The sequence below is a fragment of the Flavobacterium gelatinilyticum genome (assembly GCF_027111295.1).
GTDB classification, from domain to species: domain Bacteria; phylum Bacteroidota; class Bacteroidia; order Flavobacteriales; family Flavobacteriaceae; genus Flavobacterium; species Flavobacterium gelatinilyticum.
In genome coordinates this window covers 5,688,114-5,713,838 of the sequence record NZ_CP114287.1, presented here as the reverse complement: position 1 = coordinate 5,713,838, position 25,725 = coordinate 5,688,114, and the positions used below count along the sequence as shown (strand labels likewise).

The following is a 25,725-nucleotide window of genomic DNA, read 5'->3' as shown; positions in this document are numbered from 1 at the left end:
TTATTTATTTCAATCCGTCAAAATAATTCGTCGTTTCTTCTATCAGCGCATTCATTAAAACCGAAGCTTTGGTATGTTTTAAAATGGGTGAAATCTGTCCTGCCCAAAATAAAATCATGTCCCATTTTTGCTGTTCGATCGCTGCTTTTCTCAGCGGGGCTATAAATGTCGTTTGCAGCGGAAAAGGCAAAATTCCGGATTCTTTTCCTGTAATATCCTGAGCAACACGGCTAGTTAATCCGCGGCCGAGTCTTCCTGTAAAAGCGCGTGATAAAGTGGTGTATTTTGAAGCATCAGAAAATAGCATTTCCTTGTGAACCGGCAAAGCACCAGATTCATCGCAGGCTAAAAAAGCGGTTCCTACTTGTGCGGCGCTTGCGCCTAATGTCAGCGCAGCGGCAATTCCCCTTCCGTCGGCTATGCCTCCTGCTGCGATAATTGGGGTTTTAATTTTTTCACGCATTAACTGCACTAATACGAAAGTTCCGGTTAGAGACGATTCCGATTTATCGAGAAAAGAAGGCCGGTGTCCGCCCGCTTCAAAACCCGATGCGATAATCATATCGACACCTTTGCTGTCCAGAAACAGGGCTTCGTCTAAAGTCGTCGCGGCTCCTACTGTTACAATTCCCTTTTGTCTGCATTGCTCCAGAACAGTATTTGGAGGCACACCAAACATAAAACTGAAAACCTTTGGGCGAATGTCTAAAATAACGTCTAACTGGTTCTCAAATCTGGACTGAAAAGGTGCCGGTTTTTCGGGTAACGGAATTCCCACCTCATCATAATACGGTTTAAACAAAGCGGCGGTTTTATCGAATTGCGCATCGCTTAAACCCGACTCCGGAATATCATGATCTGAAACCCAAAGGTTAATATTGTACGGTTTATTGGTTGCCGCTTTTATTTGCTTATCAATCTCGTAAATCTCCTGCGGACTGTTGGTATAGGCTCCGTATCCGCCCAATCCGCCGGCATTCGAAACCGCTGCGGTTAGTTCAACCGTCGATAAGTTACCGCCAAATGGTCCTTGCAGGATTGGATATTCGATTCCTAATATTTCCGTCGCTTTTGTATTGTACCACATTATAAAATTGTTTGAAGAGAGTTTTGTAAAGTTATAAATTTTTAAGCGTTCATGTTTATTTAACCGCAAGGCTTATGTCTATTTTACCGAAAAGATCACGTTTATTTTACTTTATTTTACCGCAAAGAGCGCAAAGGAATTTATAATAGGGCTATTAAAAACTCTAACGAAACCCTGAGTAAATTCTTTTTGCTTTAAAATTTAAAAAAAACTCTTAGGTCTTGGAAAAGATTTAAGGGGTTTTGTTTTTTTATTGGGGTTTGAGAAAATACCGTAGAAATACTCTTTTTCTGGTTTCGAATTATTATTAAAATTGTTAGGATTTTTTTAGTTAATTACGGTTTCCCATAATGTAGTTGCATTTTAAATAATAACATTTGCTCTTTAAATAAAAACGTAAGCAATTATGAATTGAAATTAAAGATTAATTTAACTGAACATCACAATAATGGTTTTTATATTTGTGATACTCAATTTAATCAAAAAAATATGAACCAGAGTACAATATATTCTATTGGACATGGAAACAAGACTTTAGAAAAATTCATTGAAGAATTACACGCCTATAAAATAGAGTTTTTATTTGACGTCAGATCGAAGCCATATTCTAAGTTTAATCCCCATTTTAACAAAGAGGTATTAGAAGCGGAACTTATGCAAAATGGTGTAACATATATATATGCAGGCGATTTTCTAGGGGGACTTCCTAATGATATTAGTTGCTATGTAAAAGGAAAAGTAGATTACGAAAAAGTAAAAGAAAAAGATTTTTTCAAAACAGGAATAAATACAATTGTAGAAGCAAATCATGAAAAAATGATAATAGCATTAATGTGTAGTGAAGCTAAACCTGAAACTTGTCACAGAAGTAAATTGATAGGTCAAGAATTACTAAAATACAATATTTCTGTTAATCATATTATTGATTCGAATGTAATGAAAGATCAGGCAAAAGTAATGAACGAATTCTTACAGGGTAAAAATTTAACTAATTTATTTGGGGATGAAAATTTAACATCAAGAAAAAAATATTAAACATTATGAAAGTTTATACTATTGGCGTTTACAATTCAACTGAAGATGATTTCTTTAAAAAACTTATTAATAATAAAATTGATACTTTTATTGATGTAAGACAGAGAAGAGGTGTTAGAGGTTCAAAATATTCATTCGTTAATAGTAAAAAATTACAACAAAAATTATCCTTATTAAATATAAAATATATTCATCAATTAGATTTAGCCCCATCGAATGAAGTACGAGAATTACAGAAAAAAGCTGATCTAAAAAAAAATGAGCTAAAACAAAGTCGTGAGGAACTTGATAATTCTTTCAAAAATTCATACCGAAATCTAATACTAGATAAGTTTGACTTTCAATATTTCATAGATAATCTTCAAAAACACAATTCTTCAAAAATAGTTTTTTTCTGTGTAGAAGAAAACTCAAAGGCATGTCATAGATCTTTAATTACCGAAAAAATAAAGAACGTATTTAATTTAATTATTAATCATTTATAATTTATGAATGTACTGATAGTGGCAAAAACAAAATGGGGAGAATATTTTTGTATTGGAGGAATTGAAATTGATACAAATAAGTATTTGCGTTTAATGGATTTAAATGGAGGATATCAACCATCTAATACTCCTTTCAAAGTTGGTCAAATTTGGGATATTGAATATAAATCAACTCCAGGAACACCTCCACATATAGAAGATGTTAAAGTCATTTTAAAAAATCACATTGACACAGTAAACCCTAATCAATACATTATAGATAATTGCAGAATCTGGAAAGGCGATCTAAATGATGTTTATGATTCAAAATTAAAATGGAATAACGGGAGTGGTTTCTTAAATGATCCAAATGATCTCCCAATTAATAGTGTTGGTTTTTGGCAAACCGACAAAGATCTAATCTTAAGTGAAAATTTTGGAAAACCTTGTTATACTTACAATTATAATAATATTCTAAAAAGAAATAAAAAAATGCCCTACAAAGGAGAAGTACCCGCGATTCATACTATTCCTGCTGGCACATTAATAAGATTATCTTTGGCAAAATGGTGGAGCAAAGATCAAAATACAGAGCCTCGATGTTATTTACAACTTTCCGGATGGTATTAATGAGTAGTTCTCTCACTCCTCAAATTTTAAGTAAGTTTATTTTATTACACTAAACAAAAGTAAATTCAATTTTCTTTTGATAAAGTTCATATGATTTAGGTGGATTGGAGAAATTTATAGTCAGAAAAACAAATTAACAATTTGCAATAATATAGAAAATATGGGGGATTGGTTCGAGAATAATCAAACAAAATCTGTACTTCTTTATACATTTCTAGTTGCTGGAGCAACGTGGGCATTTTATAAATTCACTTTTGAAGAACAAAAAATCGACTTTTACAAAGCTCAAGTTGAATCTTCCAGAACAGAAAGTGAACAGCATAAAGCAAGAATTGAATTCTTAGAAAAAGAAAACGACAAACTCGAAATAATATTAAAGGAATTTGAAGAATGGAACTTTACTACAAAAGATCCTGCACTTTTTTATAAGACTAGATATGAAGAAATTGCAAATCAAAAGAATAAATTAGATAGTCTTTCTTTAAAGCAAAAAGGACCAATTAATCAGCCAAAAGTTATAATTTCGAAAAAAGCTCTTTCTTTTATAGATGCAGAAATATACAAAGGAAAAACATATATTAATGATGCTGAGAATTTAATGATTGGTGTGAATGAAATTTCTGTAGAAGGCTTATGCAACTTTACATTAAATGCCGGCGAAAAGGTCAATCAAATTTTTAAAGATGTAAATGTTGGAACATCATACAAATTCGGTAAATTGAAAATTACATTAAGTGAAACGAACTACGTTTCTTCTAGAGCCACATTTCATATCACCAAAGAGTAATAATAACTGTATACCCCCAGAAGATTTTCTAAAGCGACACTATGCAAACGTCTCTGACTTTGCGTATTTTAAATTCTTATAAATACAAAATCTCTCGAAAGTCTCCGACTTTCTCACATTATTTCTTTTTAATATTTATGTTAAAAGCTCAAAGTCACAGACATTTACGTAGCGTGGCAAAGCTTTTTTTTCAAACTTTACGCCATCAAAAATAATTTTCAGCAGTTTTTTTTAAGATCGGGGTTTAGGCAGGTTTCTGTCGTACATTACAATTGTTCCTGCTACAGCGACATTTAAGCTTTTTTCAGATTTGAATTTAACTAAATGATGGCATTTTTCCATTGCTCTTTTAGGTAGACCGTGGTCTTCTGCCCCTAATAAATAAACGCAGCGTCGCGGGTGTTCGAAGGTTTCTAAGTCTAAAGCCTTATCATGTAATTCAACACCAACTAATCGCGCTCCTTTAGGCAGATTTTCGAAAAAAGCTTCGAAAGTATCATAGTGAAAATACGGAATTGCTTTAACGGCATTATGGGTGTCACAGGCTTGTTTAGCATATCTATTGCCTATCGTAAATATATAGGTTGCGCCTAAATTTTGAGCTGATCGCCACAAAACGCCTAAATTTTCAGGTGTTTTACCATTGTAGATCCCTATGCCAAAGTATTCATTTATAAAGTTGTCATTCATAAAGGCAAAAATACAACAGACAGACAGATAAATCAATTTTTTGTTTAAATGATAGTGCCAGGGAAGTTTTCAAATTGAGAATCAGAACTTAATCAGCAAAAAAAATCAGGTCCGGCCCCTTACTGCCATCCCCGATTTTTCAATTATAACTAACCTTGTAATTTTATTTATCTTCTGCCTCTAAATCCGCCGCCGCCTCTAAAACTGCCGCCGCCTAAACGGCTGCCGTCTCTTTGGAAGTTTTGAAAATTTCGGGTTTGTGTTTCGCCGCGGTCTCTTGAAAAAGCGGAGCGGTTGAGATCGTTTGTAATATCTGTACGACCGGCTTCTCCAAGAGGTTTATTTGGCTGGCCGAGGGTTTGTTCCGGTCTGTTTAAATTATTTCCCTGAGTTCTGTCGCCTAATCGGGTTTCGCCTCCCAGGTTTTGATTGTTTTTTGGCAGATTATCACGCTGAACCCTCTCTCCTGCTCCATTTGCACCAAGTCCCTGATTGGCTCTGTTCTGAATGCCGTCTCCGGATTTTTTAGCAGAACCTAAAGTTCCTGCCTGCGTCCAGCCTCCGTTTCCGTTGTTGTAATGACTCCAGTTTCCGTTAGCATCTCTTTTATAGACATGTCCGTCATGACCTGCGTATACGTTGTTGTTGGTATGAATTGTCGTTCCGCCGCCACGATGATGTGTAATTACACCTTCTTTTCCGCCCGAGGTTTCATAACCAATTGCTGTACCGCGTCGGGTTGTGATGTGTCCGGTTTCTGCCCATTGATGCCCATTTGTAGCAGCAGAATGTCCCCATTGTGCATACGCATTATGTCCCTGATTGGTTCTCGCATAATTTCCTGTCCACGGATTATAAGTACTCGCTGCGGTACGCCCGCCGTACCATCCCTGTACACTTGCAGAACGCCCGTATCTTCCTATTGCCGGATTGTACCAGGCCGAAGTTCCTGCTGCGCCGTAAGGTCCGTAAACGCGTCTTCCGGCTGCATAACCGCCTGTCCACGGATTGTAAACTGCTCCACCTCCATACGCATACGGCCACGGACGGTAGATTGGATACATTCCGCCATAATACACATAAGGCGGATAATACCATCCTGTACCGTAAGTCAGGATAGCACCTACTGTAGCGCCAATAATAAAAGCACCCAAATAACCGGCAGTAGAACTGCTTTCTACAGTAGTATCGGTTGTGGTTTGTGTTACATACGTCACATTGTATACGGGAGAACTTGGCGGAATGGTATAAATTTCTTTCGGAACAGAATCGGCTGTTTTCCAGGGTCCGTTAGGGCTTGTCGACATAAACCAAACGGCCTGAAAACATAAATAATACAAATCGCCTACTTTAATGATCTTTTCCTGAGTGTTGCTTGCATATTGCATTTTTGTGCCTTCGATTGGTTTAAACTGAGGTGTTCCGCCATCATAAGCCACTTTTACTTTTGCTTCGGCATCGGATTTCTTTAAAATAGCCGTTGTAGGAACCTGCGACAGCATTACGGCATCATTAGCCTCTTGTGTTCCGGGTACAGATGCTAATACATTTCCGCGCGGGGAATCTTTAGGAATTTTAGCAAAATCAGCAGGAAGGCTATTTCCGGCATACGACCACGGTCCGGTTAATTCTTTCGATTTAAACCATCTTCCGGATAATAGTACATAATACTGACCATCGGCTTCATTGGCAAAAACATCATTTTCGGTATTGTCAATGTACATCAGTTTGGTGCCGTCTATTTTAATGAATTTCGGACTTCCGTTTACTGCGATTAATTCGGCTGGTTTATTGCTGTAGAAAACTTCTGGAGCATTTCCTGTTGAAGGAGGCGGAATCATTTTTTTGACTTCATCAAAATTCTCACCTGCAGGAAGGTTAATTATTCCCGAAGGAAGTTTGGCGGTTTTGATCCATTTTCCGTTTACTTGTTTTGAAGTCAGCCAGACATTCTCTGCCAGCAGGTAATAATCGTTTGTTGTTTTATCAAAAAACAAATCCCAGTTTGTATTTACGACATATTGTATATCTGTTTTTTCTACAGGTACCAAAACAGGTTCTCCCTGAACGATAAGCAAAATTGCCGGATTGGTGCTGTAAAAAATGGCTGGAGGATCATTTTTGGCTGTAATTCCTTTTGGCGGGCTTTTGGTCTGGCTTAAATCGGCAAGAATACGATCTACCGAAATTGGATCACCGCTTTGAGGCAGTGTTTCCTTAAAAAGCTTTTCCATTTCAGGCACTTTCTTTTCGTCCAGAGCAGGAAATCGCACATCGGTTACCTCAATCTTTTTAATAAAAGCGCTTCGGTTGTCTTTATCTACCAAAGTTTCTGCTTTTAAAGACGCCACGCCCAAAACCTGTTTTCCGTCTTTTGGTGTCAGCGAAAAAGCCAATCGGCCTGTCAGTTCTTTATAATCTTTCCAGTCATCTATCTGAGGCTGATAATAAACGAGTTTTGCACCATTATGTTCTGCTTCACGAGGCCAGCCGTTATCGGCAATTAATTTAGAATTTACGGTATCCGTCTTTTCGGTTTCTGTAATTAAGTCCGCTGTATTTTTATCTTTTTTGCACGAGAACAAAACTGTACTCAAACAAACTGAAACTATTAGAAAAGTATTTTTCATAAATAAAAATGTTTAGGTTATGCATTGAAAATTTATTCTCTCTGTCTTTTATAAAATTGTTTCAGATAAAATTAAACTTCATATAACATATTCACCCCATAATCAATATCTTACTTTGTTTCAAATTCTAACTTGAAACCAAATAATCTGGAAATACTCTTCTTTCTTCTTTCTATTATAAAGTATCTGAACAAAAAATACCAATTCAAGAAAGTTTGATCAGGCTTTTATAAATCAGAGATTATAAATATTTTTAATAACTACTAAAAATTATTAATTTGATTAATAAACACCTTCACCATAACTTTGTCTCATCAAAATCAAAGAAATGATTTGATCATCTAAAAATTAATCTTAAAAAATAGAAATCATGAAATTTACAAGAAGAGCAAACGCAAACTGGAAAGGTACAGGAATGGAAGGAAAAGGAACCATCAGTACACAAAGCACAACTTTAGATAACGCTCAATTATCTTTTAAAACGCGTTTTGAACAAGGCGTTGGGACTAATCCTGAAGAATTAATTGCCGCGGCACATTCTGGTTGTTTTACAATGCAGTTAAGCTTTTTATTGTCTGAAGCGGGTTTCGTTCCCGAAGATTTAGATACAACAGCTAAAGTAACTTTTGAAGACGGAACCATCACTTTAATTCAGTTAGAACTTACCGGAAAAGTACCTGGAATCTCAGAAGAAGATTTTCAGAAAGCAGCTCAAAAAGCAAAAGAAATTTGTCCTATTTCGAAGCTGTTGAATACCGAGATTACATTATCTGTAACGCTTAATTAAATTACAATTTTTCGCAGACTTGAAATTTAAAAAATTGAATTTTAAGAATACTTGCTGACCTTCTCAATAAAATACGGTGAATCATTCCATCGTATTTTTTTATATGTGAAATCTTTTTTGAGGGATTCGGGAAGGCAGTTCCAGATGGCTTCGTTCATTTTTTCGAGAAGTAATTTCTTCGAAAATGAATCTGAAACTACGAGGCTGATTTCTCTTACCGGAATTGGTTCTTTGAAGGGTTTAAAAAGTCCCGATGGAGCTTCGTTTAAAATAGAAAGCTGCGGTATAATTGCAAATCCTAAATGGGCGCGAACGAGATTTTTCAAGGTTTCTATAGAACTGATATCGTAGGTAAATTGTTCTTTTATTTTGTCGGATGTTTTTAGTCCGCAGATGTCGAGCAGCTGTGCATTGTAACAGAATTCGTTATGAAGCAGCAATAATTCGGTTTTATCACCGGGCTGCATTTCGTAAAATTCGTCATCAGCCATAGGATGCGTCTGATTTAAATAAGCTACAAAAGGTTCCTTAAAAATAGGATGTTCGATTAAATTGGAGTTTCCGGTGGGTGTTGCCATAATGGCAGCGTCAATTGCTCCGGTTTCGAGATCCTTCATCAATTGTCCGGTATTGGATTCTTTGATAATGAAATGTACTTTTGGAGCGGCTTCTTTCATAGCCTGAATAAAAAGCGGAATGAGATAGGGCGATAAAGTCGAGATAATTCCAAGTTTCAGCTCTCCTTCCAGCAGATTTTTCTGGTTCACTACAAAGTCACGGATTTCATCTGCTTCGCGAAGAATCTTTCTGGCTTTAGCAATAATTTCTATTCCTAAAACTGTAGGCGTAAGCGGTACTTTGTTTCGGTCAAAAATCTTGATTCCAATTTCTTCTTCAAGATTTTTTAACTGTATCGTAAGTCCGGGCTGTGTTACCATACAAACTTCGGCTGCTCTTGCAAAATGACGTTCTTCGTCGAGAGCGACAATGTATTTTAACTGCTGGATGGTCATTTTTTTTTCAAGTTACTGAGTTGCTAAGGTACTAAGATACTGCGTTTTTTTATTCTTGTTTTTTCTTAAACTTTTTTCGGAGTTAATTTCATGAATGACTTGACTGCGGTTTCGTTTGCGCTGCACTTTGTCAGGTTCGTTTTGAAGTCAGTTTTGTAAAATAAAAATATTTTGATTTTTTTTTCCATTTTTCAAAACTATAAAGTAAAGTTTATCGTACATATATAAAATGAAGTTTAGGAATGGGGTAAATTCAAATGGAGTAGTTTTTGGAGCATGTTGGGTTTATCATTCCTGAATATCATTTACAAATTAAACAGTTGTAATAAAAAAAAGCGATCTTAATCAGATCGCTTTTTGTTTTTCCTTTTTTAAGATAAAAGAATTTATCTTAGTTAGAATAACATTCAATTCTTTCTATGATTTTTCTTGAATTTTTATACTATCTATTTTTTATTTTTCCGCTTCACTCTTCAATTGCAAAACTCTCTGTAAAAAACTTTGATGCAGGATTTTACTTTCGGCTTCTTCAATAGCTTTAAGTAAATTGTTTTGATTGTCTGTGATTTCTGTTAAGGCACTTTTCATGATTTCCCAAACGGGTTTCATTTCCAAAATTAATTCCTGTCCTTTTGGCGTGAGCTGAAGCAGTCTTTTACGCTCGTCTATTTTGTCTTTTTTTGAGCGAATGAGTTTTTGCTTTTCGAGTTCTTTAAGCAGACTTATTGTCGACGGATGTGTATAACCTATTTCATTGGCGATTTCGACTACGCTTAAAGTTTCTTTATGATGAAGCGTGTAAATTACCGGAAACCATTTGGGTTCAAAATCGATTCCAAATGATTTATAAACCAATGTTCCGTCTTTTCGTAATTGCTCGCTTAATCGCTGCAATCGCGTAGAAACTGCCAATATTCCTGACTCATCGATTATATTCATCTTTATTTCTTTAAGTTCAAATGACAAAAAACATGATCAGGTGCCATTAACGGGAAGTCTTTTGGCAGTGCTTCTTTCTCAACTCTCACAAAATTGTTTTTCTCATAAAAACGCAATGCTGCTTCTAATATTAAAACGGTTCCTAAATAGATATCGTCAATTTGGTTTTTACGGCTGTATTCGATTAAAGTCTCCAGTAATTTTTGTGCGATTGAAAGTTCTTTTCCTCTAAATTCTTTCTTTACAAACATTTTGCGAATGGCGGCTTTATGGTCTTCAAATTTTACCAAAGCAATGGTTCCAACTAGTTCATCATTTATAAAAGCGCCCCAGAAACCGCCTCCTCCGGCATAATAAAAGTTTTGAATATCGAATAAATCCGGCTGGTCTTTCAGGGTTATCGGCACGTTGAATTCGTTCTGCTGGATGTTGATTATCAAATTAGCCGCTTCGTTTTCGTATTCGTTTGCTATAGGTTTTATTACAGGTTTCATATTTTGTTTTTTTTGTTTCACAAAACTACGTAGTTAAATACATAAATGCAAGTTTTTTTGACCGCACAAATTTCTTTTCACGCAGATTTTACAGATTTGAGCAGATCATGCAGATTAATTTTAACACATAGGAACATAGACTTTGCTAACTAAAAAAGAGTAAAGAAAAAACTAGTTTTCAAACATAGCTATGTTTGTTCACACTAATGAAATGCCTTTTACGTAAAGTAAACCTATGTTTCTATGCGTTAAAGCTTTGCGCTTTCGCTTCTTTGCGAGATTATTTTTTGTCCTGTTACTTAGATCCGCATGATCTGCCCAAATCCTTGTAATCTGCGTGAAACCTTTTAAGACAAAAAAAAGAATCTTTGTGCTTTAGCTGCAAAAACAAAAAACCCTGCCGAACCTAACCTTTCGACAGGGCAAAAAAAATGAACTAAAAACTATTATTGTTTAATAAACGACTTGTTGGTTACTGTGTTTCCTGACTGAATGCGGACTAAATACACACCCGGAATCAGTTTACTGCAGTTGTACGGAATATCGATTCGGCCGGTTTCGTAGGTTTGATTTGTAATAACATCAAGTGTACGTCCGTTGGTGTCGAATACCGTAATGGTTACTTTTTCCGGCTGATTCTGCACGAACGAAATCGTTAAGTTTCCGGCAGCCGGATTCGGGAAAATACTTAAACTGTAATCTTCTGAATCCAGAATCGATTTGCTTGTACCCAGCGTAGCATTTGTACAGCTTGGCGTAACGCTAAATGCCATTTGTGCTGCTGAGAAGTTCGTAAATGTGGTATTGATATCAATGTTTGAAGCATCGCCTGCTCCTTTTCCGTCACATTCGGTTCTGCCGTTTCTCCAGTATGGGAATTGCAGGTAAACTCCGTTTGTTGAGCAGCTTCCAATTTCGGCATCTCCTCCTACTACAACGCTGTTTCCAAAATTCCCTGCAAACAGCATTGCATTTCCTTTAATATTAGCCGAGCTGGTTACAGAACCGCCTTCCATCCAGCCGTTGCCTTCTACAATTGCACTTCCTGATAAAGTCGCATTGTACACGCAGGCATTGTCTCTTACTATGGCATTCCCGCTAATGTTTCCTCCTTCTACTAAAGCCGTTCCGTCGATACGGGCGTTACCGGAAATTGTACCGCTTCTTACAATAGCATACGGTCCTACATACACAGATGATGCCACGTTTGCACTGTTTGAAACCCATCCGCCTCCGTTTGCATGAATACGACCGTTGGTTTTAAGGAATTTTCTAAAATCTGCTGCAGGCTGAAAACCTTCAGGATTAGCGTTCGCAATTTTTAATTCATACGGATATCTTCTTTGTTTTGGATATCCTTCATCCATATTGTAATTTACATGCGCTTTTGGGGCTGCAAAAACTACCAGATAAATGCTGGCTTCTGTTGAAGAATCTAAAGTAAACGAAGCTTCGCCATCTGTTTTGTACATTGGGCTGTAACGCGAAATTGTTCCGTCGCTTTTAGTGGTTACAAAACCATATCGCCATCCGGCCTGATTTGGATTTACTTCGGTATGACCTTTAAATTTAATGGTTACTTTTTTCTGAGTTCCGGAACAAGTTGGATATAACGGAATTATATTCATTCCGTAATCCTGCGGTGCCCAGTCATTGTTGGTATAATATTGGTCTGTTGTACCGGTTACTTTCGTTAAAAGAGTGTATTGTCTGCTGGTATAACGAGGCATTCTGGTTTCGATTTGTTTGTGTACTTCTCTGATTTTTTTACCAAAATTGCTCGTATTGTTAATCTGAGATGTCCACTGAATCGGGTAATCAAAAGCAGGCTGTCTTTGTGCATAACCCCACAAATAATCGTTGAGCTGGTCTTGTGTAAAACCTTTCAGTCTTTTAATCGTTTCCAGCGGGTGTTCCTGATTTTTAGATTCCGCCCACATTCTGCGTGTAAAATCGAATCCGTCTTTTTCCTGTACATAATACATCAAATGGAAGTTGGTATAATGATGACGGTTGGATGACCACATAAAATGTCGGGTCTGAATCCATCTCGTTAAAGTTCCGTCGATATCGGCCCATTTTGCGTAGGCTTGTGCGCGCATAAAATTGGCGTGGCCTTCAAAAAACGGTCCTGCCCAGTCGTATCCTGCAAATGCGGTTCCGTTACCCGGATTTTCCTGAATACGCATCATCATTTGCAATGTATGGGCAAATTCATGCGATAAAGCACCTCCGTCGCGTGTAGCTTCGGGATGAACAAACATCGCACCGATTGTATTACTAAAGGAACTTGCGTGCGCAAAAGCCTGCAATCTGGTATCGGTTGAAGTCCAGGTATTCATGACCATGATGATGATTTTGTACTTTCCAACGTTTGTTGTCGGCGCATTGCTTACGAATTTTAAGTCGGTTACAAAACGTTTAAAACTGTGTTCTAAAGTATCTGCAACAGATCTAGGGGTAAAACGCAGCGCGGCATCTGAGTACGCCGCCGGATTGGTTCCTACTTTATCGCCCCAGTAGAGTACAAAGTTGGTCGATTCGTATCTTCTGGAATCGGAGATTTTGCCGTAGAATTCGTTGTTGGGGTTGCTCCATTCTGTAGGTATAAAGAGCGTTTTTTGTCCTATTGCAAAACAACTGCAAAGTAAAAGGACGGTTTGTAGTAAAAGTGTTTTCATATATTAAATGATTTGGGGGATTAATCGTATCTATAATTATAAAACCTGATTCTAACTTTATTTTAAAATATCCGACTTCATTCAAGGATTTTTAATTTTTCTGAATCCTTTCCCCTGCACTTTATTCTTACAACAATGAACTTAATTTTTAGCGAATATATGTATTAATTTTTAATTACAATCATTAAAACATCGATAAAATACAAAAATAATCGACGAAATGCGTTTTTAGCATTTTATAAACGTTTAAAACACACTTGTAAGGATACATGAATCTGTTCTTTGCCATTTTTTTGATGCGAATTCATGAATTAATTTTTAAAGTTTGATTTTCGGGATGATGAACAGCCGCGAATTCACGATTTTTTTTTAAATTATAATAATTCGTGAATTCATGACTGTATGTACGCAGCAGAACATTGAAAACCTTGTCAGAAAAGTATAGAGTTCTCTCTTATTTCAGTGTAAAAAGTGCAAAAACGCCTTAGAAACTTTGTGAGTTTAATTCGTTTTAAATATTTTTGAGCAAATCGAAAAAAACATGAGCCTAAAAGGTTGTCTTCCTCCTCCTTGATTTTTAATTACTAATTAAACTTTAAGTTTCTGCCGAAATGTTTCGGCTTATTTTTCTGTGGCTTAAAGTCAATCCTTCTTATTAATTAAAAATCGTGCCGAAAGGCATTGGATAATCTTATGAAAAAATCATATATCTTACTGCATATTGCCGTAATACTGGCAGGTTTTACGGGTGTTTTTGGGAAACTTATTTCTTTAAATGAAGGGCTTTTGGTCTGGTACCGCGTATTTTTTTCTGCCCTGGTATTATTTCTTATTTTAAAATTATTTAAAGTCCCGACGCTTACAAATCTCAAAGAAAAATTCACTATTTCTAATGTTGGTTTGTTAATCACCATTCACTGGATCTTTTTTTATGCGAGTATTAAATATTCGAATATTTCGGTTGGTGTAGTGTGCTACTGCCTTACGAGTTTGTTTACGGCGCTGTTCTCTCCTATCATTAACGGACAAAGGTTCAATGTAACCGAATTAGTTCTCAGTATGTTTACTCTGGCGGGAATTGCCCTTATTTTTCATTTTGATTCTTCTTATCAGCTGGGGATTATTCTGGGGGTTATTTCTTCGGCTTTTGCTGCGCTTTATACTATTTACAACGAAAAACTGGTTGTGGTTTACGACAGCAGGGTTATCAATTATTATCAAATGATTGGCGGTACGATTGGTTTAGGACTTTTAATGCCGTTTTATCTTTTTATTTTTCCGGCTGAAAGTATTATTCCCGGCGGGAGAGATATTTTCTATCTTATTCTTCTGGCTTCGTTTTGTACAGTGGGACTGTATGTTATTTTTGCCGAAGTTTTAAAGAAGATTCCGGCGTTTACAGTAAACCTGACTTTTAATCTTGAACCGGTTTATGCCATCATTATGGCCTTTTTGTTTTTTAACGAAAGTAAAGAAGTAAACTTGTCATTTTACATCGGATTGATGTTTGTAATTGCTTCTGTCATATCACAGACCATAATTTCGATTAGAAAATAGAAATTCTCTAAAGCCTCTTATGTTTTTATAAGAGGCTTTTATCTTACTTTTTCAAAATACACCTAAAAAAACACTTACTTTGAGGTAAGTGATTAGTACTTTTCAGGATCAGTTTTCGGCTTCATTTTTTTATTGGTTCTGATTCCGTTTTTCTTCTTTTAAAAAATTGAAACCAGAATTTATTCTCCTTCAAAACAAATCATAAATCACTATAAAACAGATAATTAAATTTAACGGAAAGATATTTTCTAAAAATTCTCTTTTCTTCTAAATCAATATTTCACTAAAATTTTACTGCTCATAATTTTCTTACTATTTGAAAATAATTTGAGTGTTTCAGGAGCAATTGCAGGTTTTTAAATTATTTGTATTTAATCTAAATAACTTTAGATTTGCACACCTAAAATTTAAATAACCACCATGAAGTTCACTTATTTATTTTTGCTGCTGGCTTTTTTTAACTTCAGCCAGGCGCAAAATGCAAAAATTACCGGAAAGTTAGTTTCCGAAACAAACGAAGCTGTTTCTTATGCTTCTATATCCATTAAAAGTCCTAAAAAAAGCACGATTTCTGATGATAAAGGAAATTTTGAAATTACGGGTCTTACAGCAGGAAATTATACGGTTTATTTTTCGGCAATGGGATTTACTGTTCAGGAAAAAAACGTTTATCTGCAAGAGGATCAAAATCTTGAGTTAACGATTGTTTTACAGGAAAACATGAATACTTTACAGACTGTAGAGATTACAGGAAGAAAAGAAAAATCATACCGAAATACGAAATCTTTTATTGGAGCAAAAACAGAAATTGCTTTAAAAGATCTTCCGCAAGCGGTTTCATATGCTACAAAAGAGCTTATTGCAGATCAGGGTTCCATTCGCGTAGGCGAAGTGGTAAAAAACTTCAGCGGGGTGAGCCAGTTTAGTTTTTATGATGATATTACGATTAGAGGGTTTAGAATTAACGGAGGAAGCAATACGCAGTTACTTAACGGTATGCGAACTTCTACCGGATTCTGGAAACAACCTCTTGCGAATTATTTAGAGCGTGTAGAGGTTTTAAAAGGACCTTCTTCGGCTTTATTCGGGAATGCTTCTCCTGGAGGGGTTTTAAACCGTGTTACCAAAAAACCATTGGATCAGGCCGCAAACAGTGTAAGTTTTTCTACCGGAAGTTTTAATACTTTACGTGCTTTAGCCGATTTTACCGGACCTCTGACAGAGGATAAATCACTTTTGTATCGTTTGAATCTGGGTTACGAAAATGCGAATTCTTTCAGGGATCTGCAGTTTGATAAAAATATCGTGATTGCGCCTTCGCTTTCGTTTCTTCCAAGTGATAAAACAAGCGTAAACTTTGATTTGATTTACAGCGGTTCTAAAAGTATCCTGGACCGCGGACAATCGACTTATGAGGATAATTTATACTCAACTAAAACATCGAATTCATTAAACTCTACAAATGATTATCTAAATGAGGAAACGTATATCGTAACCACTTCATTAAACCATAAATTTACAGATCGTTTGTCTTTTTCTGCTTCTTATATTCGTACGGGGTACAACGAGGATCTTGTAGAGCACCGCGGTGCTAACAAATACGCATCGGCAGGAGACGGAAGTCTGATCCCGACAGCAATTGAAATGCAGGTTTTTATGCGTAAACGCAAACGCTACATCGACAATCTTTCTACTTTCTTTAAGTATGAAGCCAAAACAGGTGCTTTAAAACATAATTTAATTGCCGGTTTTGATTATGCTCAGGAACAGGTTCCTGTGGGTGGTTCGCAATTAACGGCAAGTGGTTACAGAAATGCAGCCAATACAGGTTTTATTGCTTCTTACAATCCTGCCAATAAAGCCAATTATTTACTGGATGCCAAAGGAAATCCGGTTCCAAACGTAGCGCATTTTGATTTGAGCAATCCGTCTTCATCACAGCAGTTAAAGGATATGAGCAAGTATTTCTATGTGGCGCGTCCGGTTGACCCAACTTATTATTCGTTATACGGCGTTTACGTTCAGGATCATATTACTTTTGGACGTTTACAGGCTTTAATTGGTGTTCGTTACGATGAATATACCGATAAAGCAAACTATAAAAAAGCGACTGAAGAGAAAGTAAAACAGCATTCGTTTTTACCTCGAGTGGGTTTAACCTATACGGTTAATCCAAATATCAATGTGTACGGAACGTATGTTCAGGGATACAATCCACAGACGGCTTCGACTCTGGCAAATCCAAATGCGGGAGGACCATTTGATCCGTTAGAAAGCAATATGGTCGAATTTGGAGGAAAATCGTCATGGTTTAAGGACAAACTTTTCGTAACGGTTGCTTTGTTTAAAATTGAGCAGAAAAACACCTTATACAATGCAAATGATACAGCCAATCCGGATTTGATGCGCCCTATTGGAAAAGAGGAATCTAAAGGTATCGAGATTGACTTAAACGGAAATATTACGCGTAACTGGAGTATTTCGGCAGCGTATACTTATAACGACGTGCATATTACAGAAAGTTCTATTCCGGAGGAAATTGGAAGACAAAAACCAAATACACCGAAACAATCCGGTAATATCTGGACGCGCTATAACTTTCTGGACGGTGCTTTAAAAGATTTCGGAATTGCTGCGGGTTCAAACTTTGCCACAACACGTACCATGAGCCAGACAAACGAACAGACACTTCCGGGTTATACGTTGTTTAATGCGGCTTTGTATTACAACATTAATAAGTTTAAAATTCAGCTGAATGCCAACAATATCCTGAACAAAACCTACTGGGTGGGCGGATACGATTATATTCGTTTATTCCCTGGTGCGCCTTCAAACTGGCTGTTAACTTTAGGATATTCATTTTAAGAAGCTTTGTTTATATTTGAAAAATATTTTGGGGAAAAACAGAAAAATGAACAAAACACTTAAGAAAAATATTGGCTTTCTTCACCTTTGGCTCGGACTTATCTCCGGGCTGATTGTGTTTATAGTCGCACTTACGGGAAGCATTCTCGTTTTTGAAGATGAACTGGATCAGTTCTTTAATCCTGAGTTTTACAAAGTAGCAGCTGTTGGCAAAGAAAAACTGCCGGTTGATGTTATAATTGCTGATATTGAAAAACAATATCATATTACGGAGATTGATCGTATTCATACTTTTTATGATCCGGAAAGAAGTTTGATTGTTACCGGACCGGATGATAATAAAAAGGACCAGATTTTTTCTGTTGATCCGTATACTGGAAAAGTTTTAGCATCGATCCCTCAAAAAGGACGTTTTTTCTCGGTTGTTCTCGATTTACACCGTCATTTGATTTTAGGTAAATTTGGGAAAGCAGTTACGGGAATCAGTTGTCTTATTTTTGTTTTTATGCTCTTATCGGGAATTGTTTTATGGTGGCCTAAGAAAATGAAAAACTTAAAACAAAGGTTAACGGTAAAATGGGATGCTTCGTTTAAAAGGGTTAACTGGGACTTTCACTCTACTTTTGGTTTTTATACATTTCTGGTTCTGCTGGTTATTTCGCTTACGGGTTTAACCTGGTCGTACAAATGGTTTGAAAGCGGAATTTATTTACTGGCCGACGGAACTGCCAAAAAGCCATCTGCTAAAGTTGAAAATCCAACAAAAACAGATCCAAAGGGAGACAAGACTTTTTTTTATCAAAAGATATTTTCTAAAACCGACAGCATTTACAAATTCAAAGGCGATACGCAGATCCGAATGCCGTCTGACACTATTAACAGTGTCATGGTGATTAAACTAAATATCGAAAAATCGATCCCGAATATTTCGAGCATGGCGTATTTTGATAAATATACAGGCGAAATTGTAAAAACTAAACCTTATGAATCTTTTAGTAACGGCGACAAAATAAGGCGTTTGATTTACCCAATTCATACCGGAAGTATTTACGGATATCCCACAAAAATACTGGCATTTTTGGTTTGTCTTTTTGCCGTTACACTGCCGGTTACCGGATTAATAATCTGGCTGGGAAGAAAAAAAACGAAAAAAAAGTAATATTTTTTCCGGTTATTAAATACAAGATTTTCAGATCATTAAAAAACACAAAACTATAATAACAAAACATTTTTGATATTCTAAATTAAATTTTCAAAACTGAATTATCAATTTAATCGTATGTGTGGAGAGCAATACGTCTAAAAATGGATTGATTTTGTCCTGTGAACGTATTCCATTATTAATTTAAAAAATTCAATCGTGGATAAAATTAACATTCAAAGATTAAGAAAAACTTTAGCCTATCTGGAGAGCAAACAGCGCGAATTAAAAAGACAGCATGAAAAAAATGATACGCGCAGTCTGGAATCTATGATTAAATACCTAAAGAAAGACATGCTTGAACAATTTAAATTAACAGATTACGATATTTATATTACACAAGAACTTAAAGACACAGAAACTTTTATTCGCAGTGTTCAGAATATTATAGACGATCATTCTTCTAAATAAAAAAAGTCTAAAAAGATAAGACAAAAGGTCAGTTTCTGCAGAAACTGACCTTTTGATTTTAATTGAAATACATTGCTTTAATGCACTGATCTTATGAACTTAATAAAAGATTCGTTTAGTACAACTGTATTATTTTGCTAAAGGAAAAACATACGTGACTTTTACTTTGTCGGCAATTTTCTTTCTGACCAAAGACGGAATCTCAATATCAAAATCTTCCGGTTTCACTTCAAACGAACCATTCAAATTAATTCCGTTTGAGGTCTTAGAAATTTTCACAATAGTCGAAACCGGTTTTGTTATTCCGTGAATGGTCAGGTCTCCTTTTATTGTGAAGTTTTTAACCGAAGCGGTTATTTTAGATTCATCAAAATCTGTTATTTTTCCTTTAAAAACCGCTTTCGAAAACTTTTCAGATTCCATATAATTTTCATTAAAATGTTCTTCCATTAAAGCTGTTTTAAAACGAAAGCCTTTTATAAGGATCAAAGCTGCGAGATCTCCGGTTGAAGATTCCAAAACAGCCGATGCGGTTTTGTTTTCTGCTGCCACTTCTTCATAAGTGGGCATTGAAGCCTGAAATTTTACATTTCCTGTTTTAGTTATTAATCTTTGCGAAAACACATTCGCACTACTCATAAAAATGAGTATAATCAAAGTTGTTACAAGCGATTTTTTCATAATTAATTTTCTTTAAGTCCGTCTGCGTTCCATTTTACAATTACGTCAATATTGGTCTGCGCCATTCTTCCGGCCTGAGGCATAATTCCCTGCTGTCCGGTTTGTAACTGAATACGTGCCAGCAATGCGCCGCTTTCAACTGATGCTTTTACCTGAGCGTAAGTGGTTAAAGCTCTTGAAGAACCCGCACGGTGGCAGCCTATACAATTGGCATCGATAATAGGTTTTACATTTTTTGTATACGTCATCGCAACAGGATCTGTTCCAGGGTCCGGTACTTCAGATTTGTTTTCGATATCTTCATAAGTATCTGCATCGCCGCAACTTGCAAAAACGGCTAATAATATGCTAAGTGCCAGTAATTTTTTCATAATAATATATTTTTGGTGTGGTGCTTTTTGTAACACATAAAGAGATACCTTAGAATCTAATCTCTGTTTTATGTATTAAATTATCTTGTTCAATTACATCAAACGGGTTCTAGAATACTCTGTATAAGTTAAATCCGAAGAAGAAATCGCCTTTGCCCCAATCTCCGGAAGCATTGGTGAGATACCCGCTCTCGCTCATAGACTGCGAATTGGTAAATAAAAGCTGGAATACGTGTCCGCCTGTTTCGACATCCAAACCAACAGATAACGGATTTTTGTAAAAATCCGGTTTATCAAAATTGTGCATGTATTCTAAGTTTACAGAAAGTCTTTTGGTGAGTTTAAAACGACCGCCTCCGCCAAAAGAAAACTGGTTGTCGTTTTCAATATCAGGATTATACAGGTTCTTGTGTACAAATGACGGAACAAGTTCTAATGATAATCTTTCGTTTATTTTTCTGGAAATCAGGATTTGCTGTACGTAGGTTAAACGGTGTTTAAATTCAAGACCCGGATATTGATCTTTTTCTAAAAAAGTATTGATATCGGCAACGCTGTATCCTGCAATGTCAACCGGAAAATTATTGCTTTGTCTGGCCACACGGTATTTTAATCCGGTTTCGTACATTTTATTCAGTGTATGTCTGGACAAGCTTACAGCAAGCCAGTCGGTCACACCGTAAATACCGCCCAGTTTGGTTGTGGCATTATCGAGCCCGAAGAAGCTGTCAAGACCATCTTTAACGGTTCCAAAACGGTGCGAAACTACAAAATAGAACTCTTTTTTTGCGGGCATTTTGGTTGTCTGCAGCGTTACCAGCTGTAAAGCTTTAAAAGTGGCAGTGCTGTAGTTTTCTTCAGTCTGGACAGAATCGAGACTGTTTAGCAGGTCGTCCTGAGCGTAGGTCATTGCAGTCAGGAAAAGGAAAATTGGGACTAGGATTTTCTTCATAAAATCATTCTTTATTTGGTTTATTAATTGTACACTGATCTAGTTTCACTTCCTCAAAAAGTTCGTCATACCCAATACATTTGCCTTTTACCACGACTTTGCCGGCTTCAGGGTTTACTTTTTCTTTTTTGTTTAAGAGACAAAACACCGCATTTTCGAGCACCAGAACCGAGTCGGTTTCTTTGGTTATCAGTCCGGTTATTTCGATGGTTTTATTCAGGTATAAGGAATCTGCTTTCTGAGGATTTGAAGCATATTCTGAAGCTAGTTTTTTGGCTTCGATTGTAACAGAGGCTTCTTCGGATTGTATATCCCGTGCCGATTTAAACAGAACACCGTTGTACAAATAGATACCGGCAGAAATCAGCACTAAAGTAACTGCTGATGCAATTTTGATTTTCTTCATATAATAGTAGTTTGGGGTTGTGGGAAATTTTCATCTTCCTGATAATAAAATATGATTATTTAAGTTTTCTAATAACTAACTGTTTAAGAGTCAAAACAAAACCTTAAACAAAACTGTTGTTTATTATCTTTAATTATTATCAAATAAATTTTTATAATAAAAAATTATGAAGGTGTCAAAACAAAAATATATACTTTTATCCTTGCAAATTGAATACTTACCTGAAAGTAACTACTTACTTTTAGGTAACTAACCCCCAAATTTTAACCCAATGACAACAACAAACAACGAGATTGTGCAAGGCACAGAAACCAGAATCGAGAGGATTTTACGATGTAAAACAGAGGTGGTTCCTATCATGGATGCCATTTATGTAATCAACGGAAAATGGCGCGTACCCATTACGATTGCTTTAATGGAAGGCAACAGAAGATTTGGCGAGATCATGAAGGAAATCCCAAAAATTACTTCTAAAGTTCTGGCGCATCAGCTTAAAGAAATGGAACTGAACGGTTTTGTTGAAAAGAAGATTTACAATGAAGCCACCGTCAGAATTGAATATGAACTAACGGAGTACAGCTGGTCTGTAAAACCGATTATTCTGGCTTTGCGCGATTTTGGAATTCAGCATCGTAATAAGCTTCGAAATGAGTAGGTTCCTAAAAAAGTAACAGAGGTACAGAGGAACAAAGTTTCAAAGTTTTTTTAAGTCTTCGAAACTTCGTTTCTCTGCAACTTCGCCCCTTTGTCCCTTCAAAAAAAACTTTCCCACTCCTTTTTTTATTTCTATCTTAGGGATACGAAATTAAAATACCACATTTTAAAGCGTTTACGGCTTTAGAATAAAATTAAAACAGCATGAAAGAAGAGATAAAAAACTCGGTGTATTGTTATGGAGAAGTTTTATGGGATATTTTTCCCGAAGGAGCCCGTGCCGGGGGAGCGCCTTTTAATGTAGCCTACAATTTAATGAGAATGGGAATTGATTCGCACATGATAAGCCGTGTTGGTAATGACAAACTGGGCGATGACCTCATGGCGCAGTTAAAAAACTGGAACATTCCTATTGATGACAGTCAGATTGATCTGGAATATTCTACCGGAACGGTAATCGCTCATATCGACGAACATAACGAGGCACATTATGATATTCTAAAACCTGTTGCGTGGGATTATATCCACCCTCGCGAAGATTATCCTAAAAAAGTCAGCGAGGCATCGGCTTTTGTTTTTGGAAGCCTTATTACCCGAAACGAAACTTCCAGAAATACATTGTTTCAGCTTTTGGAAAGTGCCCAATTGAAAGTATTCGATGTTAACCTTCGTCCGCCTCACTACTCTATTCCTATTATAAACGATCTTTTGAAAAAAGCCGACATTGTAAAAATGAATAAAGCTGAATTAAAGCTTATTCTTGAATTTTTAGGCAAAAGTTATATTGACGAAGATGATGCGGTGCATTATGTACAGGATCAGTTTGATGTGAAAGAAGTTTTAATCAGTAAAGGAAGCAAAGGTGCTTTGTATTATAACGGAAATGCTAAATTTGAAGCTCCGGCTGTATCTATTACCGTAGAGGATACTGTAGGAAGCGGTGATTCGTTTCTGGCGGGTTTTTTATCCAAACGAATTATTGGTGCTGCTGATGTCGAAATTTTAAATCAGGCGGTTGCCCTTGGTGCTTTTATTACTTCTAAAAAAGGGGCCTGTCCTGATTATACTCTTTCTGAGTTTGAGCTTTTCAGAAAAGAGAATCAAAAATAATATACCTTTCTGGACGTGTTTTCTTTTTGAAACATTTCTGTAGGTACTGCCTAATTTGAAAGCCGGATATTTCTATAATTTAGAAAATGTCCGGCTTTTCTATTTAGAACATTTTCTAAACATTACTTTGTTGTTTCTCTTCAAAAATAATACGCTTCTTATTTTCTGTCAAAAAAATTATCTGATATATCTTAAATGAGAAGTTTCTAAAAATTACATGTTCTGCAAAAGGGATTTCATGACAATAAAAATCCGTTTCGTAACATATTTTTCTCCGTAAACCCAGCAGATATCTACTTTTAAAACTGAAAAAAAGGCTTTTAACACTGTTTTTCAAAATGTAGGTAATAGCATCACAAACCTGTTAAAAAACGTGATTACATCCTACTTTTCATAAAAACACGTAAAAACACCTGTTTTTAAAACATTTATATACAGTACTTTAGTAAATACTTACAAATGCCGGATTAATTTTTTAATTGTAACCAGATCTGGCAAAACAGCAATAAAACCTATAACTAACATTAACTATTAATTAGAAAACTATGGATGGATACATTGGAGAAATTCGTCATTTTGCTGCAGGTTTCGCTCCCAGAAACTGGACTTATTGCAACGGACAGATAATCGCAGTTCAATCTAACACTCCTCTTTTTGCTCTTATCGGCACTACGTATGGAGGCAACGGATCGACTACATTTCAACTTCCTAACTTTGCCGGACGTGCAGCGATAGGAGCCGGTACCGCTCCCGGATTATCTTCCTACGCTATAGGACAGCAGGGAGGCAATAATAATCATCAATTAACAGTTGCCGAGCTGGCAGCTCATAATCATCCTGTTACTTCGGTTTTTTCAATTCCTGCTTATTCAGACACGGGAAATCTTAATACTCCTGACGGTAATATCCTTGCTTCGAAAAATAAGATGTACACCAGTACTGAAGGAGATGACATAATGAAACCTGTTACTTATAACATAGCTCTGGCAAGTGCCGGTACAGGACAGAATCCTATTTCGTTAATGCAGCCTACAATTGGTATGAACTACATTATCTGTTTATATGGTTTATTTCCACCGCGTTCTTAAAAACGCATTTGTTATTCAAATTTTATAAGTAAAGTCAAATCTAAAAAATTAAAACATGGAAGGATATATAAGCGAAATCCGCCTATTTGCAGGAAATTTTCCACCTCTTGGCTGGGCAATTTGCAATGGAGCACAACTTAGCATTGCCAGTTATCAGGCTTTGTACGTATTAATTGGCACAACATACGGAGGTGACGGGATAACTACATTTAATATTCCTAACCTGCAGGGTCGTGTTCCGGTAGGTACAGGAACCGGTCCGGGACTGCCGCTAATACTACTAGGACAGGTTGGAGGAACAGAAACGGTTGTAATGAGTAGTGCTCAAATGCCTATTCACACGCACATTTCTGCAGGCAGTACAGTTTCTGTACCTGTTTACAATGACACTGGTAATACTGGAGCACCGGCAAATGCCGTACTGGCAGGTAATGCCTTAGCGTATACATCTGAAACAGCAGACAGTAAATTGAAATCCGGAACTTCAACAGTAGCGGTTTCTATTGCCGGAAGCAGTACCCCTATCGATATCATCCAGCCTTATCTAGTAACGAATTATATTATTTGCCTAGAAGGCATTTTCCCAAGTAGAAACTAACAAAAACCACAATTATGGAAGGAACAATGTCAGAAATCAGACTATTTGCCGCAAATTTTGCTCCAAGAACATGGGCTTATTGTTACGGACAGCAATTAGCTATTAATTCAAATCAGGCTTTATTCAGCCTTTTAGGCACCACATACGGAGGAAATGGTGTAAGTACTTTTGCTTTACCGGATTTTAGAGGCCGAATTCCTGCAGGAACCGGTGTAACAGCAGGTATTCAGTCCCTGCAAATGGGAACCCTTCTTGGAACTCCTACTTATACTGTACTTATCTCCAATATGCCGCCTCATACCCATTCAGCACAGGGAACTTATACCTTAAAAGGATTGTCAGACCAGGGAAGTACTGGAGCAGCCGAAAACGCATATCTTGCTTCGCTGAATAATCTGTATTCTACGAAGCCTGCGAACGGTTCTTTGAAAACAATTACACCTGTGGTAACAGTAGGAAATGCGGGAGGAAGCCAGCCATTGTCTATTCAACAGCCGTATTTAGGCATGAATTATATTATCTGTATCCAGGGGATTTTTCCTTCCAGGAACTAATATTACCAGCCCATTGACTTTTTTGTTGATGGGCATTTTT

At 36.4% G+C, this 25,725-nt stretch carries 25 protein-coding genes; 14 read left to right on the top strand and 11 right to left on the bottom strand.

Going from position 1 to position 25,725, the window contains the following annotated elements; genetic code table 11:
* Positions 1-4: 4 nt before the first annotated feature.
* On the bottom strand, positions 5-1,087 hold the full coding sequence (locus OZP11_RS24440) for an NAD(P)H-dependent flavin oxidoreductase (RefSeq protein WP_281233103.1): 1,083 nt from the start codon (positions 1,085-1,087) through the stop codon (positions 5-7).
* A 489-nt stretch (positions 1,088-1,576) separates the two neighbouring features.
* Here OZP11_RS24440 and OZP11_RS24435 point away from each other — a divergent pair, with 489 nt between their 5' ends.
* The 4 genes from OZP11_RS24435 (at position 1,577) to OZP11_RS24420 (ending at position 4,003) form a co-directional block, all read left to right on the top strand.
* A complete protein-coding gene (locus OZP11_RS24435) occupies positions 1,577-2,122 on the top strand; it encodes a DUF488 domain-containing protein (protein WP_281233102.1) in 546 nt (181 codons plus the stop codon).
* Between the two features lie 5 nt (positions 2,123-2,127).
* Positions 2,128-2,607 (top strand): DUF488 domain-containing protein, encoded by a 480-nt coding sequence (locus tag OZP11_RS24430; protein WP_281233101.1) that lies wholly within the window; start codon positions 2,128-2,130, stop codon positions 2,605-2,607.
* 3 nt (positions 2,608-2,610) lie between these two features.
* Positions 2,611-3,216, top strand: coding sequence for a dual OB domain-containing protein (locus OZP11_RS24425; protein WP_281233100.1), 606 nt, complete (start codon positions 2,611-2,613; stop codon positions 3,214-3,216).
* A gap of 160 nt (positions 3,217-3,376) precedes the next feature.
* Positions 3,377-4,003 carry a hypothetical protein gene (locus OZP11_RS24420; protein ID WP_281233099.1) on the top strand — a complete coding sequence of 209 codons (627 nt, stop codon included), beginning with the start codon at positions 3,377-3,379 and terminating at the stop codon, positions 4,001-4,003.
* Between the two features lie 231 nt (positions 4,004-4,234).
* Here OZP11_RS24420 and OZP11_RS24415 read toward each other — a convergent pair whose 3' ends face one another.
* Positions 4,235-4,693: an RNA methyltransferase gene (locus OZP11_RS24415; protein WP_281233098.1), complete on the bottom strand. Its 459-nt coding sequence runs from the start codon at positions 4,691-4,693 to the stop codon at positions 4,235-4,237.
* Between the two features lie 167 nt (positions 4,694-4,860).
* Entirely contained in the window at positions 4,861-7,323 is a 2,463-nt protein-coding gene (locus tag OZP11_RS24410) for an LGFP repeat-containing protein (RefSeq protein WP_281233097.1), read from the bottom strand.
* Positions 7,324-7,693: 370 nt separating this feature from the next.
* On the opposite strand from OZP11_RS24410, the gene OZP11_RS24405 reads away from it, so the two are divergent.
* Positions 7,694-8,110 carry an OsmC family protein gene (locus tag OZP11_RS24405; protein ID WP_281233096.1) on the top strand — a complete coding sequence of 139 codons (417 nt, stop codon included), beginning with the start codon at positions 7,694-7,696 and terminating at the stop codon, positions 8,108-8,110.
* Between the two features lie 41 nt (positions 8,111-8,151).
* Here OZP11_RS24405 and OZP11_RS24400 read toward each other — a convergent pair whose 3' ends face one another.
* The 4 genes from OZP11_RS24400 to OZP11_RS24385 all read right to left on the bottom strand — a co-directional run bounded on the left by OZP11_RS24400 (position 8,152) and on the right by OZP11_RS24385 (position 13,237).
* The gene (locus tag OZP11_RS24400) at positions 8,152-9,123 is read right to left on the bottom strand and encodes a hydrogen peroxide-inducible genes activator (RefSeq protein WP_281233095.1); all 972 of its coding nucleotides are present in this window, start codon (positions 9,121-9,123) and stop codon (positions 8,152-8,154) included.
* A gap of 453 nt (positions 9,124-9,576) precedes the next feature.
* Positions 9,577-10,062: a MarR family winged helix-turn-helix transcriptional regulator gene (locus tag OZP11_RS24395; protein WP_281233094.1), complete on the bottom strand. Its 486-nt coding sequence runs from the start codon at positions 10,060-10,062 to the stop codon at positions 9,577-9,579.
* A gap of 2 nt (positions 10,063-10,064) precedes the next feature.
* Positions 10,065-10,556 (bottom strand): GNAT family N-acetyltransferase, encoded by a 492-nt coding sequence (locus tag OZP11_RS24390; protein WP_281233093.1) that lies wholly within the window; start codon positions 10,554-10,556, stop codon positions 10,065-10,067.
* Positions 10,557-11,002: 446 nt separating this feature from the next.
* Positions 11,003-13,237: a DUF6055 domain-containing protein gene (locus tag OZP11_RS24385; RefSeq protein ID WP_281233092.1), complete on the bottom strand. Its 2,235-nt coding sequence runs from the start codon at positions 13,235-13,237 to the stop codon at positions 11,003-11,005.
* 693 nt (positions 13,238-13,930) lie between these two features.
* On the opposite strand from OZP11_RS24385, the gene OZP11_RS24380 reads away from it, so the two are divergent.
* The 4 genes from OZP11_RS24380 (at position 13,931) to OZP11_RS24365 (ending at position 19,271) form a co-directional block, all read left to right on the top strand.
* Positions 13,931-14,794 (top strand): DMT family transporter, encoded by an 864-nt coding sequence (locus tag OZP11_RS24380; RefSeq protein WP_281233091.1) that lies wholly within the window; start codon positions 13,931-13,933, stop codon positions 14,792-14,794.
* 420 nt (positions 14,795-15,214) lie between these two features.
* Complete coding sequence (locus OZP11_RS24375; RefSeq protein WP_281233090.1) at positions 15,215-17,659, top strand: TonB-dependent receptor; 2,445 nt, start codon at positions 15,215-15,217, stop codon at positions 17,657-17,659.
* Between the two features lie 46 nt (positions 17,660-17,705).
* Positions 17,706-18,818, top strand: a complete 1,113-nt coding sequence (locus tag OZP11_RS24370) for a PepSY-associated TM helix domain-containing protein (protein WP_281233089.1) — start codon at positions 17,706-17,708, stop codon at positions 18,816-18,818.
* A 201-nt stretch (positions 18,819-19,019) separates the two neighbouring features.
* On the top strand, positions 19,020-19,271 hold the full coding sequence (locus OZP11_RS24365; RefSeq protein WP_281233088.1) for a hypothetical protein: 252 nt from the start codon (positions 19,020-19,022) through the stop codon (positions 19,269-19,271).
* 129 nt (positions 19,272-19,400) lie between these two features.
* On the opposite strand, the gene OZP11_RS24360 is transcribed toward OZP11_RS24365, so the two are convergent.
* From OZP11_RS24360 to OZP11_RS24345, 4 genes are all read right to left on the bottom strand, one after another.
* Positions 19,401-19,952, bottom strand: coding sequence for a YceI family protein (locus tag OZP11_RS24360; RefSeq protein ID WP_281233087.1), 552 nt, complete (start codon positions 19,950-19,952; stop codon positions 19,401-19,403).
* Positions 19,953-19,954: 2 nt separating this feature from the next.
* Positions 19,955-20,323 carry a cytochrome c gene (locus tag OZP11_RS24355; RefSeq protein ID WP_281233086.1) on the bottom strand — a complete coding sequence of 123 codons (369 nt, stop codon included), beginning with the start codon at positions 20,321-20,323 and terminating at the stop codon, positions 19,955-19,957.
* 109 nt (positions 20,324-20,432) lie between these two features.
* On the bottom strand, positions 20,433-21,275 hold the full coding sequence (locus OZP11_RS24350) for a DUF5777 family beta-barrel protein (protein WP_281233085.1): 843 nt from the start codon (positions 21,273-21,275) through the stop codon (positions 20,433-20,435).
* A gap of 4 nt (positions 21,276-21,279) precedes the next feature.
* Positions 21,280-21,681: an OB-fold protein gene (locus tag OZP11_RS24345; protein WP_281233084.1), complete on the bottom strand. Its 402-nt coding sequence runs from the start codon at positions 21,679-21,681 to the stop codon at positions 21,280-21,282.
* 271 nt (positions 21,682-21,952) lie between these two features.
* Here OZP11_RS24345 and OZP11_RS24340 point away from each other — a divergent pair, with 271 nt between their 5' ends.
* The 5 genes from OZP11_RS24340 (at position 21,953) to OZP11_RS24320 (ending at position 25,685) form a co-directional block, all read left to right on the top strand.
* The gene (locus OZP11_RS24340) at positions 21,953-22,336 is read left to right on the top strand and encodes a winged helix-turn-helix transcriptional regulator (RefSeq protein ID WP_281233083.1); all 384 of its coding nucleotides are present in this window, start codon (positions 21,953-21,955) and stop codon (positions 22,334-22,336) included.
* 203 nt (positions 22,337-22,539) lie between these two features.
* The gene (locus tag OZP11_RS24335; protein ID WP_281233082.1) at positions 22,540-23,445 is read left to right on the top strand and encodes a carbohydrate kinase family protein; all 906 of its coding nucleotides are present in this window, start codon (positions 22,540-22,542) and stop codon (positions 23,443-23,445) included.
* Between the two features lie 545 nt (positions 23,446-23,990).
* Positions 23,991-24,533 (top strand): phage tail protein, encoded by a 543-nt coding sequence (locus OZP11_RS24330; protein WP_281233081.1) that lies wholly within the window; start codon positions 23,991-23,993, stop codon positions 24,531-24,533.
* A gap of 55 nt (positions 24,534-24,588) precedes the next feature.
* On the top strand, positions 24,589-25,131 hold the full coding sequence (locus OZP11_RS24325) for a phage tail protein (RefSeq protein WP_281233080.1): 543 nt from the start codon (positions 24,589-24,591) through the stop codon (positions 25,129-25,131).
* Between the two features lie 14 nt (positions 25,132-25,145).
* Positions 25,146-25,685 (top strand): phage tail protein, encoded by a 540-nt coding sequence (locus OZP11_RS24320; protein ID WP_281233079.1) that lies wholly within the window; start codon positions 25,146-25,148, stop codon positions 25,683-25,685.
* Positions 25,686-25,725 lie beyond the last annotated feature (40 nt).